This window comes from Arthrobacter sp. BI5 (assembly GCF_056680065.1).
This window is the reverse complement of record NZ_CM155264.1, coordinates 408,409-425,783: the sequence shown is the minus strand read 5'-3', so window position 1 is coordinate 425,783 and position 17,375 is coordinate 408,409. Positions and strand designations below refer to the sequence as shown.

Annotated in this window: 14 protein-coding genes; 4 read left to right on the top strand and 10 right to left on the bottom strand. The window is 69.0% G+C overall.

Annotated features, from left to right (window positions below; all coding sequences use genetic code 11):
- The first annotated feature begins 1 nt into the window (after window position 1).
- Together AC1MED_RS02050 and AC1MED_RS02045 are read left to right on the top strand one after the other, a co-directional pair.
- Complete coding sequence (locus tag AC1MED_RS02050) at window positions 2-1,039, top strand: ABC transporter ATP-binding protein (protein ID WP_479785223.1); 1,038 nt, start codon at window positions 2-4, stop codon at window positions 1,037-1,039.
- Entirely contained in the window at window positions 1,032-2,624 is a 1,593-nt protein-coding gene (locus tag AC1MED_RS02045) for an ABC transporter permease (RefSeq protein WP_479785222.1), read from the top strand. Before AC1MED_RS02050 ends, AC1MED_RS02045 begins: the two co-directional genes overlap by 8 nt.
- Before the next feature lie 49 nt (window positions 2,625-2,673).
- Here the strand turns inward: AC1MED_RS02045 and AC1MED_RS02040 are convergent, their stop codons facing one another.
- The 4 genes from AC1MED_RS02040 to AC1MED_RS02025 form a co-directional block, all read right to left on the bottom strand.
- The gene (locus tag AC1MED_RS02040) at window positions 2,674-3,192 is read right to left on the bottom strand and encodes an SRPBCC family protein (protein ID WP_479785221.1); all 519 of its coding nucleotides are present in this window, start codon (window positions 3,190-3,192) and stop codon (window positions 2,674-2,676) included.
- A gap of 225 nt (window positions 3,193-3,417) precedes the next feature.
- On the bottom strand, window positions 3,418-3,819 hold the full coding sequence (locus AC1MED_RS02035; RefSeq protein ID WP_479785220.1) for a (R)-mandelonitrile lyase: 402 nt from the start codon (window positions 3,817-3,819) through the stop codon (window positions 3,418-3,420).
- A gap of 135 nt (window positions 3,820-3,954) precedes the next feature.
- A complete protein-coding gene (locus AC1MED_RS02030; RefSeq protein ID WP_479785219.1) occupies window positions 3,955-4,497 on the bottom strand; it encodes a cyclophilin-like fold protein in 543 nt (180 codons plus the stop codon).
- Between the two features lie 50 nt (window positions 4,498-4,547).
- Window positions 4,548-5,750, bottom strand: a complete 1,203-nt coding sequence (locus AC1MED_RS02025) for an MFS transporter (protein ID WP_479785218.1) — start codon at window positions 5,748-5,750, stop codon at window positions 4,548-4,550.
- 150 nt (window positions 5,751-5,900) lie between these two features.
- Here AC1MED_RS02025 and AC1MED_RS02020 point away from each other — a divergent pair, with 150 nt between their 5' ends.
- Window positions 5,901-6,788: a helix-turn-helix transcriptional regulator gene (locus tag AC1MED_RS02020; RefSeq protein WP_479785217.1), complete on the top strand. Its 888-nt coding sequence runs from the start codon at window positions 5,901-5,903 to the stop codon at window positions 6,786-6,788.
- A gap of 23 nt (window positions 6,789-6,811) precedes the next feature.
- Here the strand turns inward: AC1MED_RS02020 and AC1MED_RS02015 are convergent, their stop codons facing one another.
- Complete coding sequence (locus tag AC1MED_RS02015) at window positions 6,812-7,699, bottom strand: glycerophosphodiester phosphodiesterase (protein WP_479785216.1); 888 nt, start codon at window positions 7,697-7,699, stop codon at window positions 6,812-6,814.
- 50 nt (window positions 7,700-7,749) lie between these two features.
- On the opposite strand from AC1MED_RS02015, the gene AC1MED_RS02010 reads away from it, so the two are divergent.
- Window positions 7,750-9,060, top strand: a complete 1,311-nt coding sequence (locus tag AC1MED_RS02010; protein WP_479785215.1) for a DUF445 domain-containing protein — start codon at window positions 7,750-7,752, stop codon at window positions 9,058-9,060.
- A gap of 62 nt (window positions 9,061-9,122) precedes the next feature.
- Here the strand turns inward: AC1MED_RS02010 and AC1MED_RS02005 are convergent, their stop codons facing one another.
- From AC1MED_RS02005 to AC1MED_RS01985, 5 genes are all read right to left on the bottom strand, one after another.
- Window positions 9,123-10,346 (bottom strand): MFS transporter, encoded by a 1,224-nt coding sequence (locus tag AC1MED_RS02005; protein WP_479785214.1) that lies wholly within the window; start codon window positions 10,344-10,346, stop codon window positions 9,123-9,125.
- A gap of 75 nt (window positions 10,347-10,421) precedes the next feature.
- Window positions 10,422-11,255 carry a respiratory nitrate reductase subunit gamma gene (gene narI / locus AC1MED_RS02000; RefSeq protein ID WP_479785212.1) on the bottom strand — a complete coding sequence of 278 codons (834 nt, stop codon included), beginning with the start codon at window positions 11,253-11,255 and terminating at the stop codon, window positions 10,422-10,424.
- Window positions 11,256-11,257: 2 nt separating this feature from the next.
- Window positions 11,258-11,878 carry a nitrate reductase molybdenum cofactor assembly chaperone gene (gene narJ, locus AC1MED_RS01995; RefSeq protein WP_479785210.1) on the bottom strand — a complete coding sequence of 207 codons (621 nt, stop codon included), beginning with the start codon at window positions 11,876-11,878 and terminating at the stop codon, window positions 11,258-11,260.
- Complete coding sequence (gene narH, locus AC1MED_RS01990; protein WP_479785208.1) at window positions 11,875-13,581, bottom strand: nitrate reductase subunit beta; 1,707 nt, start codon at window positions 13,579-13,581, stop codon at window positions 11,875-11,877. The genes narJ and narH overlap by 4 nt, the downstream gene beginning before the upstream one ends.
- The gene (locus AC1MED_RS01985) at window positions 13,581-17,291 is read right to left on the bottom strand and encodes a nitrate reductase subunit alpha (RefSeq protein WP_479785206.1); all 3,711 of its coding nucleotides are present in this window, start codon (window positions 17,289-17,291) and stop codon (window positions 13,581-13,583) included. Before AC1MED_RS01985 ends, narH begins: the two co-directional genes overlap by 1 nt.
- Window positions 17,292-17,375 lie beyond the last annotated feature (84 nt).

Below are 17,375 nucleotides of genomic sequence, written 5' to 3'. Positions count from 1 at the left end.
TATGAGCAGTGTCGTGGAGATGGCCGGCGTCGTGAAGCGGTTCGGGGCCGTGACCGCCCTCGACGGCCTGGACTTCGAGGTGGCCGCCGGGGAGGTACACGGTTTCCTGGGGCCCAACGGGTCCGGCAAGTCCACCACGCTGCGGCTGCTGCTGGGCCTGCTGCGGTCCAACGCCGGAAGCATCCGGGTGCTGGGACTGGACCCTTGGCGCGACGTCGCGACGCTGCACCGCCGGCTGGCGTACGTGCCCGGCGACGTGGCGCTGTGGCCGAACCTGACCGGCGGCGAGGTGATCGAGCTCCTCGGCAAGCTGCAGGGCGGCCAGGACCGGGCGCGGCGGGACCGGCTGCTGGAGCTGTTCGAGCTGGACCCGACCAAAAAGGCCCGCACCTACTCCAAGGGCAACCGGCAGAAGGTGGCCCTCGTCGCCGCCCTGGCCACCGACGCCGAACTCTTCCTGTTGGACGAACCCACCAGCGGCCTGGATCCGCTGATGGAGGACGCCTTCCGCGGCTGCGTCCGCGAGCTCCGGGCGCAGGGCCGCACCGTGTTGCTCAGCAGCCACATCCTCAGCGAGGCCGAGGCGCTCTCCGACCGGGTCAGTATCATCAGGGCCGGCCGGGTGGTGGAGACCGGCCCGCTGGAGCACCTGCGGCACCTGACCCGCACGTCCGTCACCGCCGACGTCGCCGCCGTGCCGCCGGGGCTGGAACTCCTGGCCGGCGTGCACGATGTGGTGGTGGCCAACCACCGGGTCAGTGCCCAGGTGGATCCCGCCGGCCTCGGCCCGTTCCTGCAGGCCCTGACCGCGGCCGGCCTGCGGGCACTCACCAGTCAGCCGCCGACGCTGGAGGACCTGTTCCTGCGGCACTACGGCGCCGGGAACGGCGTCTCCCGGAGCGGGACGGGCACGACAGCCTCCACAGGCGCAGGTTCCCAAGCCGTGGGCTCCGCCGCTGCGGGCACCGGCGGACGGAGCTCCGCCGGGCCGGGTTCCCCCGGGACACGCTCCACCGGTCCCGGGGCCGGCAATGCCTGAGACGCTGGCCGGCACCGGGATCCTGGTCCGGCTGGGGCTGCGGCGGGACCGCTGGCTGCTGCCCGCCTGGGTGCTCGGCTTCGCCGTCGTGGCGTATTCGACGGCGGCGGCCGGCGCGGATCTCTATCCCGATGTCCGCAGCAGGATCGAGGCCGCCAACGCCTTGAATGCCACCGCCTCGATGGTGGCGATGTTCGGCCGCATCTATGATCCCGCCTCGCTGGGGGCGCTGTCGCTGATCAAATACACCGCGTTTATGACCGCCATCCTCGCGGTCCTGATAGCCATCCTGATCATCCGGCACACCCGGGCCGACGAGGAGAGCGGACGGCTGGAACTGCTTGGCGGCGGCCGGCTGGGACGCGACGCGGCCCTGGCAGCCGCCCTGGTCATCGGCTTGGGCGCCAGCCTGGGCGTAGGACTGCTGTCCGCCGCCGGCCTGGCCGCCGGGGGCCTGCCGCCCGCCGGGTCGCTGGCCTTCGGCCTAGGCTGGGCCGCCACCGGGATGGCCTTCAGCGCCGTGGCCGGCGTCGCGGCGCAGCTGACCGCGAGTGCCCGCGCCGCCACCGGACTCAGCGTCGGCGTCATCGCGGTCACGTACGGGCTGCGCGCCGTCGGGGACCTCGCCGAACCGGGGCCGTCGTTCCTTTCCTGGCTCTCGCCGATCGGCTGGAACCAGCAGATCCGGGCGTTCGCCGGGGACCGGTGGTGGGTGCTGGCGCTGCCGGTGGCGCTGTGCGTCCTCCTCGTTCCGGCGGCCTTTGCCCTCCGGGCCCGGCGGGACCTCGGCGCGGGGCTGCGCGACGAACGGCCCGGACCCGCCGTCGGCTCCCTCACCGGGGTCTGGGCCCTGGCCGTGCGCCTGCAGCACCGGGTGTGGCTGGCCTGGGCGGTGGCCTTCGTCGTTTTCGGCGTGGTGATCGGGTCCCTGGTCAGCAACGTGGCACAAATGCTGAGTTCCGCCAATGCCCAGGACCTGGTCAGGCTGATCGGCGGCACGAACGCTCTCACGGACGCCTTCCTGGCCGCGGAGATCAGCATCATGGGCCTGCTGGCCGCAGCCTACGGTGTGGCGGCGGCGAACCATCTGCGCAGCGAGGAATCCGCGGGCCACACCGAGGCCCTGCTGGGGACGGCCACCACGCGCATCCGCTGGGCGGGCAGCCACTACGTGTTCGCGCTGGCCGGGGTAGCGGTGCTGATGGTGCTGGCCGGGGTGTCGATCGGCGCCGGCGCCGCAACCGCCGTCCAGGACGCCGGGCTGGTGGGCCGCGCCACGATCGCCTCGCTCGCCCAGATTCCCGCCGCGTGGGTGCTGACCAGCGTGGCCCTGGCGGTGTTCGGCTGGGCGCCCCGGCTGGCCGGGGCGGTCTGGGGCGTGCTGCTGGCGTTCGTGGCGCTCGGAGAGTTTGGGGTTCTTTGGAACGCCCCCGGCTGGCTGATGGACCTCTCCCCGTTCCGGCACTCCCCGCTGCTGCCGGTCGGGTCGGACGCGGTGCCCGCGTTGGCGGCCCTGACCGCCGTCGCCGCCGGGCTGGCGGTGCTGGGTTTCCTCGGCTGGCGTCGGCGGGACCTGGCCGCGTAAAGGCACCACCGTCGGCACCTGCTGGTGGCGCAAACAGATCTGCCGTCTGCTAGGTGAGGCCTGCGGCCAGCTGCTGGTAGGCGGGGTGGAGTTCCTGCCACCGTGCCCGAGCATCGCAGGGTTCACCGCCGGCGAGGTAGGCGGCGAGGTCTTCGAGGTGTATCTGGTCTCCCGCCCCATAGGCGGCGATCTGCTCCAGGGGTAAGCCACGATCTTCGATGACCAGGATGGTTTGGTCGCCGACGGCGGTAAGCGTCACCTCGATCACGCCGTCCGGTTCGTCCGGGGATTCGGTCAGAAGCAGCAGCCGGTGTGGGGGCTGGCACACTTGCACGCGACAGGTGCCTTCCCATCCGCTGGCAAAGTAGTGCGCGCGGAAGTCACCGCCCTGGTGGAGATCGCCTTCCACCTCGCCAAGCCAGCGCGCGAGGCGGCTGGGGTCGGTGAGAGCTGACCAAAGGTCCTCCCTCCCGGCGTCGAACCGGTCTTCAAGTCGGACGATCCCTTTGCCGTCCGCCGCTCGCAGGGCGCCCAAGGTGCGCACGCTTCCGGATGCGTCAGGGATCATCGGGGGCTCCTTCGGTCACACTCGACGGGTGCGGTTTTCGTGGCTCTCCCGTTCCAAGGCAGTTCGGGAACCGTCAGGGCACGCCGCGTCACTCAATTGGGAGCCATAGTGTCAGGCTGAATCCTCGCTGCCAAGGTAAGAACGGCAGTAAGTGTCGCCGACCCGCTGGCCGTGAGCTTCCTGGCTGCAGTCCTTTATCGTGCGCCTGCGCCCTGCATCGCGCTGCTAGTTACCGTTGTATTCGTCGTCGGTGATGTGCTCCCCCCAGGTGGTGGTGGCGGCGGGGTCTTCGCCGTTCTGGAGCATGGCGATGTGTTCCATGAAGCAGCCGGGGGCGGCGGCGTGCCAGTGCTCCTCGCCGGGCGGAGTGTAAAGCGTCTGGCCGGGGTGGACTTCAATGATCTTGCCGTCGCGGGAGCCGAAGCGGGCGACGCCCTGGGTGACCCGGAGGTACTGGCCGTGCTGGTGGGAGTGCCAGGCGGTCCGGGCTCCGGGGGCGAAGCGGACGGTGGCGACGACCATCGTCTGGTCCGGCTCGTGGGGCAGCGCGATCGGGTCAAGCCAGACGTCGCCGGCGAACTGCTCGGCCGGGTTCTTCGAGGTGGGCACGGTGGGTTCGATGTTCATGATTTTCCCTACTTGTTGTCGGTCAGGAATTGCTGGGCCACGCCCATTGCAGCCATACCCTTGGGCCAGCCGGCGTAGAGCGTGATGTGTACCTTATTTCGGTGGGTGCGTGGAGGCTCAGGCGGCCTGCGCCGGTCAGTCGGCTTTGCGGATGGTGGCTGCGAATCCGTCCGTCTGGTTTTCGATGGCGTTGGTGTCTTGGTAAGTGCCGATGGGCACGATCCCGTTGAAGTAGCCGACGTGCCGGTAGTAAAGGACGAGGCTTCGATCGGGGGCGTAGTACCCAATCGTGAGCGGCGCGGCCTCGCTTCCTGCTGGTGCGCCCGCGAGGTCCAGCGGGACCGGCAGCCGCGCTAGCTTTTCCTGGCCGCCGTGGTCCCGGAACGCCAGGGTCAGGGGAAGCTGGGCCAGGAGGGATGCCGACGTGGCGCTACCGTCGAGTTCTCCTGCAATTCTCCGGCCCTGGAGCTCGATGACGATTGGCGTGGTGGCTGACGTTGCGGTCCGGGCGGCAGCCGGATCGCCCGCCGGTGTGCCCGGCGAGGGCGGCCGTGTTTCAGCGCTGCCGCCGGCGTTATGGCTGCAGCCAGCCACGGCGATGGCGATCCCGACCATCGCTGGCACCAGGAGGCCTGACTGCAAGGCTTTTCCCAGCGAAAAACGGTTGCCAGTGTTCATGGGTGGATCCTTTCCGGGCGGGGCGGTGAATTTGGGCACCGCCGGTACGGCTAGAGGCGGGCGGGGAACGCGGTGCGGCGCCCGTAGACGGTCAGCATGAGCGCGGCCAGTCCGGCGGCGATCATCACGACCGCCAGCACCAGGCCGCCGAAACTCGTCAGCAGGGCGGCGCCGAGGATGCCGGCGGTGAAGATGGCCAGGTTGAACGCCACCGGCAGGAATGAGTTGGCGACGTCGGCGTCCGCGCCTCCGGTGGTGGTGAGGGCGGCTTGGAGCTGGGCGGCGGCCCCGCCGAAAGTGATCCCCCACAGGATGGTCGCGGCGATGACCGCCGGGGCCGAGGCGTAGCCGACCAGCAGCACTACCGCGGCCGCGATGAACAGGGCCACGCTGCCGTGCAGGAGCGGGCGGGGGTGGTTGTCCAGGAGGGCGCCGGTGATGATGATTCCGGCGATCGAGGCGACTCCGAAGATGAAGAGTTCGACGTCGACGGTGATGCCGGTGCCGGTGGTCCGCAGGTACGGGGCGATGTACGTGTAGATGGTGTTGTGGGCCAGCATCCAGGTGAAAATGACGGCCAGGATCACGGCGATGCCGGGGATGCGGAACACCCTGACCAGGGGAAGCCGGGTGGCGCCAGGTTGCCCATCGGCATCGGGTGCGATAACAGCAATGAATACACCGGCAATGACGGCCACCGCGGTAAGTCCGGCGAACGCCCAGCGCCAGTCGAAGGTCGTTCCGAGCCAGGACCCCAGTGGTGTGCCGAGGGCGAATCCGACGGGCGCCCCCACGGACACGATCGCCAGTGACAGGCCTGCACGGGAGGGTGGGCTGATCTTCCGGCCGTACGCGGCCAGCATCCCCCAGATGATTCCCGAGAACGCCCCGGCAACGAAACGCGACACCAGTGACAAGGTCACGTCGCCGGAGAGGGCGGTGGTGCTGTTGGCCAGGATGAGGCCGAGGACCGCGCCGAGCAGCAACGGCTTGCGGCGCATGCCCCTTGTCAGGGTGATGGCCGGGATCGTGATGATCACCGTGCCGAGGGCGTACGCGCTAACGAATAGTCCGACGGTTCCTTCGCTGGTCCCCATTCCGGCGGCGATAGACGGCAAGAGGCCGGCCGGCATGGTCTCCATCGCAACGAGGACGAAGCCGATAACGGCCAGCGCCGCCAGGGTGGCCAGGGGCAGTCGTTTCGCCGGTGCAAGAGCTGCCGGGGCCGGCGCCGGGAGGGTGGTGGTGTCCATAGGATCTCCTTGCCCGCAGGGGAAGCGGACGGGTTACGTGCTGGGAATCTTCATCCAGTCAACCGGCGATGCATTCCGCGCGGGAGTCACTGTCAAGGGGTGTACCGGGAGGGACCCCCTTCTCGTCCGGTGCCGATTTATCCTTGAAACATGGATAACCGGGCTGAAGTACGTGAGTTCCTGATGTCGCGGCGCGCACGGCTCACCCCGGAAGAAGCCGGCCTCGTCGCCGGCGCGAATCGCCGGGTGGCCGGGCTGCGGCGCAGCGAAGTCGCGCTCCTCGCCGACGTCAGCGTCGAGTACTACGCCAAGCTTGAGCGGGGTTCCATCGCGGGGGCGTCCTCGTCCGTGCTCGATTCCCTGGCCCGTGCCCTCCGCCTTGACGACGCCGAACGGGAGCACCTGTTCGACCTGGCCCGGGCGGCAGACGGCATTCCCACTTCCGGCAGGCCCCGGAAACGTGTCGCCACCCAGGCCCCGGCGCGACAGAGCCTGCAGTGGGCGCTGGAGGCGATCTCCGAGGGCGTCGCCTTCGTCCGCGACCCGTACCAGAACCTGCTCGCGACCAATGCCCTCGGGCGGGCCTTCTACTCGCCGGTGCTCGGGGACGGCGGCCGTGTGCCCAACCTGGCGCGGTTCCAATTCCTCGACCCGGCGTCGCGGGATTTCTACCCGGACTGGGAGCTGTTCAGCGAGATGTGCGTGGGCATCATGCGGGCCGAGGCGGGCCGCGACCCCCACGACCGCACCATGCAGGACTTGGTCGGAGAGCTCTCGACGCGGAGCGAGACCTTCCGCGCCCTCTGGGGTGCCCACAACGTGCGTATGCACGGCTCCGGAACGAAACGTTTCCATCACCCTGTGGTCGGCGAAGTGACTCTGGCGTACGAAGAGCTCGCCATCACCGCGGAGCCTGGGCTGGTCCTGATGATCTACATCGCGGAGCCCGGTTCCCCGTCGGCAGAACGGCTCCGCCTGCTGGCCAGCTGGGGCGCCAGCGGACGCACGGCCGCGGAACCGCACCAGACCACCGGCTGACACCGCCGGCCCGCAGCAATTCCCTACAGCGGGGCGAGCAGCTGGGCGCGGACCTCGGCGGGGCGGTTGGTGGTGATCTCCTGGATGCCGAGTTCCCGGCAGAGGGCGACGTCCTCCGCCGAGTCCACGGTCCAGACCCGGAAGCGGCGCCCCGAGGCCAGCCAGCGCCGGACCGTCCGGGAGTGCCCGCGGACGTAGCTGATGCCGGGGCCGGCCAGGCCCACCTCGCAGTCGTCCAGGATCCGTTCCCCCTCGGTCTGTGCAGCTTTCATGACGTTGGCCAGGGCGCCCCCGGTAATGGCTCCGAGCCCCAGCTCCTCCCGGATTTCCTCCACGTTCACGTCGTCCACGAGCTGGCAGATGGCCGCGGCGGGTACGGACTGGAGCAGGTGCTTCACCGAGTCGGGGCTGAAGCTCATGAAGGAGACCCGGATGTTGTCCAGCATCGAGGTGGCCCGGTCCCAGCCCTCGGCCTCGAGGACTGCCAGGACCCGGTCCTCGAGTTTGAGCTGATAGGGGCTGGGGTGTTTTAGTTCGATCGCCAGCCCTATCTCGCGGCCGGCCAGGCGCAGGATGTCCAGCAGTTCGGGGAGGGTCAGGAACTGCTCGGAGGGGGCGCCGTATTCTTCGGGGATCCGGGCGCCCTTCCAGGAACAGAAGTCCAGCAGCCGCAGCTCCTCCAGGGTGCGGTCCGCAACCGGGCCGGTGCCGTTCGAGGTGCGGTCGAGGTTGGCGTCGTGGAGCAGCACCGCGTGCTGGTCGCGGGTCAGGTGGACATCGCACTCGACGCCGTCGGCGCCGTCGGCGATGGCCTGCAGGTAGGCGGCACGGGTGTGCTCGGCGAAAGCTCCGCTGGCGCCCCGGTGGGCGTAGACCAGGGGGCGGGCGGCGGCGGACTCCTCGATTGTCATGCTGACACGTTAGCGGACGTGGGTTGCGGATGCGCGGCTAGGCTGGGCACATGCAGGTGAACACTGAACGACCCGCCAGTACCGCCGTCCCCCGGGCCAGCACCGAACACCGGCTCTCCCCCGCGGACGCAGAAAAGGCCGCGGCGCTGCGGAAGATGAAGCTGCTGGCCGTGTCGCTGCTGATCGGCATGGCGGTCATCTTTGTGGTCGCCTTCGCCCTGCAGAAGCAGTACCCGGCGCTTCAGTACGTCCGGGCCGCGGCCGAGGGCGGCATGGTGGGCGCCCTCGCGGACTGGTTCGCAGTGACGGCCCTCTTCAAGTACCCGCTGGGCCTGAAGATCCCGCACACCGCGATCATTCCGCGGCGCAAGGACCAGATCGGGGCGTCGCTGGGCGAATTCGTGGAGACCAACTTCCTTTCCGAACAGGTGGTGAAGGAGAAGCTGGCCAGCGTGGACATCGCGCGGAAGGTCGGCGGCTGGCTGTCCGGTCCGGGCGGGCCCGAGCGGGTGGCCAAGGAGGGTGCCGCCGTGATCCGCGGCGCCTTCACGGTGCTGAACGACGACGACGTCCAGGCCGTCATCGAGGGCATGGTCCGCAGGCACCTGCTGGCGCCGCCGTGGGGACCCCCGGTGGGCCGGCTCGCTGAGCGCGTGTTCGACGACGGCCACCACCACGCGCTGGTGGACCTGCTGGTGGACCGCGCGGTGGACTGGGTGCGGGACAACCACGAGACGGTCAACCGGCTGGTCACGGACCGCTCCCCCACCTGGGTGCCCACCTTCGTGGACGGGCTCGTGGGCGACAAGGTCTATGTGGAGATCCTGAAGTTCACCCGCGCGGTGCAGGGCGATCCGCAGCACCAGGTCCGGCTCTCGATCGACAAGTACCTCAAGGAGTTGGCCCAGGACCTGCAGCACGATCCGGTCATGATCGCCCGGGCCGAGGGCATCAAAGCCCAGGTGCTGGGCGACCCCGAGGTCCGCGACCTCGCCTCCCGCACCTGGGGCACTGTTAAAGCCGCCCTGCTGGCCGCCGTCGACGATCCGCACAGCGAGCTGACGGTGAAGTTCAAGGCCGCCGTGCACGACTTCGGCACCCGGCTGGTGGTCGACCCGGAGCTGGCCGGCAAGGTGAACACGTGGATCGGCGACGCCGCGGGCTACCTGGTGAACAACTACCGCGCCGACATTGCCGGAGTGATCACCGATACCGTGGCCCGCTGGGACGCCGAGGAAACCTCGCAGAAGATCGAACTCCAGGTCGGCAAGGACCTGCAGTTCATCCGGATCAACGGCACCGTGGTGGGGGCGCTGGCCGGGCTCGCCATCTTCACGGTGGCGCACCTGCTCTTCGGCTGACCCCCCAGCGCGAACGGACACTTCAGGCCGCCACCAACGCGCGAACGGACACTTCAGGCCCGCTAAACGTGCGCGACCCTGGCCGCGGCCCGGCCATGCATGGCGAAGACCGTGAACGCCAGCGCCGCGAGGGCCGTGACCACGAGCAGCATCAGCCCGATCGAGTAGCTGCGGGTCGCGGCGTCGTAGGTGGCGCCCATCACCAGCGGCGGGAAGTAGCCGCCCAGGCCGCCGGCGGCGCTGACCACCCCGGCAATGCTGCCCACCTTCCCGGCCGGGGCGAGCACCCCGACCCAGGCGAAGACGCCGCCGGTGCCCAGTCCCAGGGCCGCCGCCATGGCGACGAACGTCAGGCCGGCGGGGACATCGCCGTCGGGCTGGAGATTCACCACCCAGGCCAGCACGGCGACGCCGGCGAGCGACACCATCACGACGGGTTTGGGTCCGAACCGGTCCGCGAGGACGCCGCCCACCGGCCGGGCCAGCACGGCGGCCAGGGCGAACCCGGCCGTGCGCGCACCGGCGGCGCTGGGGTCGAAGCTGTAAATGTCGCGGAGGTAGGTGGGAAGGTAAGTTGCGAAGGACACGAAGCCGCCGAACACGACGGCGTAGAGGAAACACATCTTCCAGGTGACCGGAGTCTTCGCGGCGTCCAACAGCTTGGGCAGGACCGGGGCGTCGGTGCGGTGCCAGGCCGGGGACTCCTTCATCAGGAACCAGACCAGCGCGGCCATGACGGCCAGAACCCCGGCGATCAGCAGGTGCGTGGGGAAGTACCCGATCCAGGCGACCAGCCGCGGATTCAGGAAAGCAGCCAGCGCGGTGCCTCCCATCCCGGCGCCGAAGACCCCGGTGGCGAAACCGCGCCGTGAGGGTTCGTACCAGGCGCTGACGAAGGGGATACCGACGGCGAAGACCGTCCCGGCAACGCCGAGCAGCAGCCCGGCGCCCAGCACCAGCGCGAAGGAGCGGATGGTGCCGCCGACGGCCACCAGCAGGATGGGGACAATGGCCGCAAGCAGCACGAAGGTAAACAGGGCGCGGCCGCCGTACTTGTCCGTGAGGGCGCCGACGACGATCCTCCCCAGCGAGCCGACGAACACCGGCATCGCGACGAGGACGCCCGTGGTCGCCGGGTTCAGCTGGAGGTTCTGCGTGTAAAAGGCCCCGAGGGTAGCCACCGAGTTCCACGCCCAGAATCCGGCCACCGAGGCGACGGTGGCGAGCACCAGGTTGAGGGTCCGGCCGCCCGGGGCGGCCGCGGAGGGGGACACTGTTCCGGCCATTGGGGTCTCCTTTCGATTCGGACGGGCAGGTTCGGCGGGCGGGTTCAGGGATGCGCGTTCAGCAACGCAAGCTGGTCACCGGTTCCGGGTATCCCGGTCGCGGGTTCCGACGGCGGACCAGCCGCGGCGGGCGGCGGTGGAAGAGGACCGTGCCGCGGCCGCGCCGGCTTTGGCGCCGTCCCGGTCACGGTCCCGGGAGCGGTACACGATGTAGGGCCGGAAGAGGTAGTGGAACGGTGCCGTGAAGGCGTGGACGAGGCGGGTGAACGGCCAGATCACGAACAGCGCCATGCCCACCACGGTGTGCAGGTGGAAGGAGAACGGCGCCGCCGCCATCGCCGCGATGTCCGGCTGGAAGATGAACAGCGAGCGGAACCACGGGGCCACGGTCTCGCGGTAGTTGTGCCCGTGCTCGCCCTCGAAAACACTGGCAAGGGTGGTCCAGAGCCCGAACACGATCGCACCGGTCAGCACCACGTACATGGTCTTGTCGTTCTTGGTGGTGGCCATAAACACCGGCCCGGTGGTGCGGCGGCGGTAGATCAGCAGGATGATGCCGCCCAAGGTGCCAACCCCGGCAATGCCGCCCACCAGCAGGGCGTTGAAGTGGTAGAAGTCCTGGCTCATACCCACGGCCTGGGTCCACGCCATCGGAATGACCAGGCCGAAGAAGTGCCCGGCGATCACGGCGAGCAGGCCGAAGTGGAACAACGGCGAGGCAATCCGCAGCAGCCGGGATTCGTAGAGCTGGGAGGAACGGGTGGTCCAGCCGAACTGGTCATACTTGTACCGCCAGACCAGGCCGCCGACCAGCACCACGACCATAACGTAGGGCAGCACGCCCCACAGGACGATGTCCAGGGTGGAAAGTTCGACGGCGGATCCGGGCTCAGCTTCGAAGGCCGGCATGGTCAGGCCCCCTTTACGGGAAGCAGGCGGGGATCGTACGGGTCCAGGCCCACCGCCTCGGTGGGCGGACCGTAGCCGGCCATCCGCATCACGGCCTGCTCGTCCGCCGGCGATTTCCCGGGCAGGGTGGCGCAGATAGCCTGCAGGATCCGGGCGTGCGGCAGCTCGTCCCGGAGCAGGCCGAAGCGCAGCATCTCTAGGCTGGCCCGGAACCGGCTCAGCAGCTCGCGGCCGGCCGCGAGATCCACCAGCGCGGCGTATTCCAGCACCATCGGAAGGTAGTCGGGCAGTTCGCCGTGGGTGTCCACCAGAATGTCGCTTTGCCGGTAGGTCTTCTTGAAGTTCCCCAGGACTTCGCCGCGGCGGCGGGTGTCCCCGTCGGTCCAGTAGGACAGGTGCAGGGCGTGGCGCTTGCCGAGGTCGAACTCGCGCACGTAATGCGCCTGGAGCTCCAGCGGCGGCAAGGATTCCAGCCGGTCCAGCACCTCGGCGAAGTCCGCACCGGCGCCGGGGGACTCGGCCAGCGCGTCCCGCATCAACGGGACCCTGCCGATCAGTTCCTCGTCCGGGTAGGACAGGCACCAGGCGGCGGCGAGGTAGACGACCTGCTCGCGGCGGCTCACTGCCGCTCCCCCGGCCGGCTGCTGGGACCAGGTGCGGCTCCGGCACCTGGCTGCTTTTCGGGGAACAGCCCCGCCGGCGCCCCCGTCCCGTCCCAGTTCAGCAGGTTCACCCGTCCCCGCAGCGTCGTTTCGCCGGGCGCGGCACCGGAGGTCTGCCGGTCCTTCAGCGCGTTGAAGGTTTCCACCGCCACCGGGACGGGCCTGCCGCTGGCCTCGCCGAACGGCGAGGAGTCCTGCATGCCCGGCCCGCCGTCGAAGTCCAGCGAGCAGCCCATTTCCTCGAGGTCGTGTGCCTGTTCCACGTGGGCCTTGGGGATCACGTAGCGTTCCTCGTACTTCGCGATCGCCATCAGCCGGTACATCTCGTACATGGTCTGGCTGTCCATGCCCACCGCTTCCGGGATCGAGTCGTCCGGATCATTGCCAAGGCTGATCCCGCGCATGAAGGAGCGCATCGCCGCGAGTTTCTTCAGCACCGCGGTGACCCGGTCCGCGTCGCCGGCGGTGAAGAGCTCCGCGAGGTATTCCACCGGGATGCGCAGCGCATCGATGGCGCCGAACAGGTTGCCGGTGTCCTCGCCGTCGTGCCCCTGGTCCCGCAGCAGATCGACGACGGGTGAGAGCGGCGGGACGTACCAGACCATCGGCATGGTCCGGTATTCGGGGTGCAGCGGCAGGGCCACCTTGTAGACCTTGGCGAGGGCGTAGACCGGCGAGCGCCGGGCCGCGTCGATCCAGTCCTCCGGGATGCCCTGGGTCCGCGCCTCGGCCTGGACGGCGGGGTCGTTCGGGTCCAGCAGGACGTCCATCTGGGCGTCGTAAAGCTCTTGCGGGTCCGTGACGGCGGCCGCCGCGGTGACGGCGTCGGCGTCGTACAGGAACAACCCCAGATAGCGCAGCCGGCCCACGCAGGTCTCCGAACACACCGTCGGAAGCCCCACCTCCACCCGCGGGTAGCAGAACGTGCACTTCTCGGCCTTGCCGGTCTTGTGGTTGAAGTAGATCTTCTTGTACGGGCAGCCGGTCACGCACTGCCGCCAGCCGCGGCACTTGTCCTGGTCCACCAGCACAATCCCGTCCTCCACGCGTTTATAGATCGCGCCGGAGGGGCAGGAAGCCATGCAGGAGGGGTTCAGGCAGTGCTCGCAGATCCGCGGCAGGTAGAACATAAAGGTCTGCTCGTAGGCGAACTTGATCTTGTCCTCGGATTCGCGCCGGACCTTCTCCACGATCGGGTCCAGGTGCCCGTTCTCCATGGAACCGCCCAGGTCATCGTCCCAGTTCGCGGACCAGGTGATCTTGGTGTCCTCCCCCGTGATCAGGGACTTGGGCCGCGCCACCGGGAAATCATCGCCCAGCGGCGCGTCCACCAAGGTTTTGTAGTCGTAGGTCCACGGCTCGTAGTAGTCCTTGAGCTCGGGCTGGACCGGGCTGGCGAAAATCCCCAGCAGCTTCTTGACCCGGCCGCCGCCCTTGAGCACCAGCTTGCCGCGCTTGTTCAGCACCCAGCCGCCGTGCCACCGCTCCTGGTCCTCGTAACGGCGCGGATAGCCCTGCCCGGGACGGGTTTCGACGTTGTTGAACCAGACGTATTCGGTGCCCGCCCGGTTGGTCCAGGCCTGTTTGCAGGTCACGGAACAGGTGTGGCAGCCGATGCATTTGTCCAGGTTCATGACCATGCCCATTTGAGCCATCACACGCATCAGTACTGCACCTCCTGGGAACGACGGCGGACGGTGGCCACCATGTCGCGCTGGTTTCCGGTGGGGCCAAGGTAGTTGAAGGCGTAGGCCAGCTGGGCGTAGCCGCCGATCAGGTGCGAGGGTTTGACCAGCAGCCGGGTCACCGAGTTGTGGATGCCGCCGCGCCGTCCGGTGGCCTCGGACTTGGGCACGTCGATGGTGCGTTCCTGGGCGTGGTGGACGTAGACGACACCGGCCGGCATCCGGTGGCTGACGATCGCGCGGGCCACGAGGACGCCGTTGATGTTCACGCACTCCACCCAGTCGTTGTCCTTGACCTTGATGGCGTCCGCGTCCGCGGGGCTCATCCAGACCGTGGGGCCGCCGCGGGAGAGCGAGAGCATCAGCAGGTTGTCCTGGTATTCGGAGTGGATGGACCATTTGGAGTGCGGCGTCAGGTAGCGGACCACCACCTCCATGGCCCCGTCCTGGCCGAGTCTGGGTTCGCCGAAGAGCCGGTGCATGTCCAGCGGCGGCCGGTAGATGGGCAGCGCCTCGCCGATGTCCCGGATCCAGTCGTGGTCCAGGAAGAAGTGCATGCGGCCGGTCAGGGTGTGGAAGGGCTTGAGCCGTTCCACGTTGATGGTGAAGGGTGAGTAGCGCCGTCCGCCGGTCTCGGAGCCGGACCATTCCGGGGAGGTGATCACCGGGACCGGGCCTGCCTGGGTCTGCGCGAAGGTGATGAATTTTTCCTCCGACCCTTCGGACAGGTCCGCGAGTTTCCGGCCGGTGCGCACTTCCAGGTCCTTGAAGCCCTGGACGGAGAGGGCACCGTTGGTGGTGCCGGAAAAGGCAAGGATCGCCTCGGCCATCTTCGCGTCGGTGTCGATGGCGGGGCGGCCGTCCGCGGCGCCGCCGAGCATCACGCCGTTGGAGCGGCTCAGCCGCTCCAACGGTCCGGCGAGTTTGTAGGTGACGTTCTTGACCGTGAAGCCGAGTTTGTCGGCCAGCGGCCCGACGGCGGCGAGCTTGTCAGCGATGGCGGTGTAGTCGCGCTCCACCACGGAGAAGACGGGCATGTTCTGCCCGGGGACCGCGGGGATGGACGCGTCCCGCCAGTCCCGGACGATCCCGCCGGGCTGGGCGATTTGGCCGGGGGTGTCGTGCTGCAGCGGCACGCTGACCAGGTCCCGGCGGACGCCCAGGTGGGTTCTGGCCTGCCGGGAGAACTCCTGGGCCAGCAGGTGGAAGGTGTCGAAGTCCGTCTTGGTTTCCCAGGGCGGGTCGATCGCGGGTGTGAAGGCGTTCACGAAGGGGTGCATGTCGGTGGAGGACAGGTCGTGCTTCTCGTACCAGGTGGCGGCCGGGAATACGACGTCGGACAGCAGCGTGGTGGAGGTCATCCGGAAGTCGGCGGAGACCAGCAGGTCCAGTTTTCCTTCCGGCGCCTGCTCGTGCCACTTCACATCCCTGGGCTTGAGGCCCTCGGCATGGTCCTTGCCGAGGACGTTGTTGTGGGTGCCCAGCAGGTTCCGCAGGAAGTACTCGTTGCCTTTGGCCGAGGAGCCGAACAGGTTGGAGCGCCACAGCACCAGGGTCCGGGGCCAGTTCTCCGGGGCGTCCACGTCCTCGATCGCAGGGTTCAGGGTGCGGTTTTTGAGGGCGTCCGCGATGTAGCCGGGGGTGTCTTGCGCGGTGCCGGCGGCGACGGCGGCTTCCGCCTCGTCCGCGAGGTCCAGCGGGTTCCGGTCGAACTGCGGATAGAACGGCATCCAGCCGAGCCGCGCGGACTGGGCCATCGCGTCCGCGGTGTGCATGCCGTCCAGCGCGCCGGTGGATAGCGGGGACTTCAGCGCGTCGGCGGAGTAGCCGTCCTGCCGCCACTGGTCCGTGTGCATGTACCAGTACCCGGTGCCGATCATGGTCCGCGGCGGCCGGGACCAGTCCAGCGCGTTCGCCAGCGAGACCCAGCCGGTGGCGGGGCGGGTCTTTTCCTGGCCCACGTAGTGCGCCCAGCCGCCGCCGTTGCGGCCCATGCAGCCGGTGAGCATCACCAGGGCCAGCACGGCCCGGTACGTGGCGTCGCCGTGGAACCACTGGCAGATCCCGGCGCCCATGATGATCATGGACCGGCCCTTGGACTCTTCGGCGTTCCGGGCGAACTGCCGTGCCACCCGGATGCAGGCCTGCGCGGGAACGGAGGTGATTTCCTCCTGCCAGGCCGGGGTGTACGGCGTCGCGGCGTCCTCGTAACCGGCGGCCCACTCCCCCGGCAGCCCGTCACGGCCCACACCGTACTGGGCCAGCATCAGGTCGAACACGGTGGTGACCAGCTGGCCTTCCAGCTCGAGGACGGGCACGCCGCGGCGGAGCACGCTGCCCTCACCGCTTGCGTCCTCGAAGCACGGCAGCAGGATCTCGGCGCTGCCAGCGGAGACCTCGCGCAGCGACAGCGCCGGTTCGATCCCCTCCAGGTCCAGGTTCCATTTGCCCTCGCCGCTGCCGGAATACCGGAAGCCCATTGAGCCGTTGGGCACGGCCGGTCGTCCGGTCTTCTTGTCGAACAGCACGGTGCGGAACGCCGCGTCTTCAGCCAGCGACTCGGCCGGGAGGTCCTTGGCGGTGAGGAACTTCGCCGGGGTGAGGGAGCCGTCGTCGCGCCGTTCCAGCCGGACCAAAAACGGCAGGTCGGTGTACTGGCGGACGTAGTCGGCAAAGAACGGCACCTCGCGGTCGACGAAGAACTCCTTGAGCATCACGTGGCCCATGGCCATCGCCAGGGCGGCGTCGGTGCCGGCCTGGGCGGGGAGCCATTCGTCGGCGAACTTCGTGTTGTCCGCGTAGTCCGGGCTGACCGTGACCACCTTGGTGCCGCGGTACCGCACCTCGGCCATCCAGTGCGCGTCCGGGGTCCGGGTCACGGGGACGTTGGAGCCCCACATCATCAGGTAGCGCGCGTCCCACCAGTCACCGGATTCCGGGACGTCCGTCTGGTCTCCAAAGACCTGCGGGCTGGCCACCGGCAGGTCGGCGTACCAGTCGTAAAAGGACGTCATCACGCCGCCGATAAGCTGGATGAACCGGGTCCCCACCGCGTGCGAGACCATCGACATCGCGGGGATCGGGGAGAATCCCGCGCAGCGGTCCGGACCGTAGGTCTTAATCGTGTTGACGTGCGCGGCGGCGGCGATTTCGATCGCTTCCTGCCAGGACACGCGGACCAGGCCGCCTTTGCCGCGGGCCTGCTGGTAGCGGCGGCGCCGCTCCGGGTCCCCCACGACGTCGGCGAAGGCCAGTACCGGATCGCCCAGCCGGGCCTTCGCCGCGCGGTACATCTCGACCAGGACGCCGCGGGCGTAGGGGAACCGGACGCGCGTTGGTGAGTAGGTGTACCAGGAAAAAGCCGCCCCGCGGGGGCAGCCTCTAGGTTCGTATTCCGGGCTGTCGGGGCCCACCGAGGGGTAGTCCGTCTGCTGGGATTCCCAGGTGATGATGCCGTCCTTGACGTACACCTTCCAGGAGCAGGAGCCGGTGCAGTTGACCCCGTGGGTTGAGCGGACCACCTTGTCGTGGCTCCAGCGGTCCCGGTAGAAGATGTCGCCCTTGCGGCCGCCTTCCCTGAACACCGCCCTGCCGTCGTCGGTCTGGTCCCATTTCGTGAAAAATCGGCCCAGCTTCAACATTGCGTCCGAGGCGGGTCCGTCCAACCCCGCGGAGCCTCCGGCAGTCATGCCCCCAAAGCTATGGGCCGCGATTGGGCCCGGCTAGGGCCTTAGGACACGGGGTAGCGCGAGGGGCCGCAAGTGCCCGTTCGC

Coding starts and splice junctions, on each gene's coding strand:
- AC1MED_RS02010 (WP_479785215.1), top strand. CDS start 7,750: ATGCAGGTGAACACTGAACGACCCGCCAGTACCGCCGTCCCCCGGGCC.
- AC1MED_RS02005 (WP_479785214.1), bottom strand. CDS start 10,346: ATGGCCGGAACAGTGTCCCCCTCCGCGGCCGCCCCGGGCGGCCGGACC.
- AC1MED_RS02035 (WP_479785220.1), bottom strand. CDS start 3,819: ATGAACATCGAACCCACCGTGCCCACCTCGAAGAACCCGGCCGAGCAG.
- AC1MED_RS02025 (WP_479785218.1), bottom strand. CDS start 5,750: ATGGACACCACCACCCTCCCGGCGCCGGCCCCGGCAGCTCTTGCACCG.
- AC1MED_RS02015 (WP_479785216.1), bottom strand. CDS start 7,699: ATGACAATCGAGGAGTCCGCCGCCGCCCGCCCCCTGGTCTACGCCCAC.
- narH (WP_479785208.1), bottom strand. CDS start 13,581: ATGCGTGTGATGGCTCAAATGGGCATGGTCATGAACCTGGACAAATGC.
- AC1MED_RS02050 (WP_479785223.1), top strand. CDS start 2: ATGAGCAGTGTCGTGGAGATGGCCGGCGTCGTGAAGCGGTTCGGGGCC.
- AC1MED_RS02030 (WP_479785219.1), bottom strand. CDS start 4,497: ATGAACACTGGCAACCGTTTTTCGCTGGGAAAAGCCTTGCAGTCAGGC.
- AC1MED_RS02045 (WP_479785222.1), top strand. CDS start 1,032: ATGCCTGAGACGCTGGCCGGCACCGGGATCCTGGTCCGGCTGGGGCTG.
- AC1MED_RS01985 (WP_479785206.1), bottom strand. CDS start 17,291: ATGACTGCCGGAGGCTCCGCGGGGTTGGACGGACCCGCCTCGGACGCA.
- AC1MED_RS02040 (WP_479785221.1), bottom strand. CDS start 3,192: ATGATCCCTGACGCATCCGGAAGCGTGCGCACCTTGGGCGCCCTGCGA.
- narI (WP_479785212.1), bottom strand. CDS start 11,255: ATGCCGGCCTTCGAAGCTGAGCCCGGATCCGCCGTCGAACTTTCCACC.
- AC1MED_RS02020 (WP_479785217.1), top strand. CDS start 5,901: ATGGATAACCGGGCTGAAGTACGTGAGTTCCTGATGTCGCGGCGCGCA.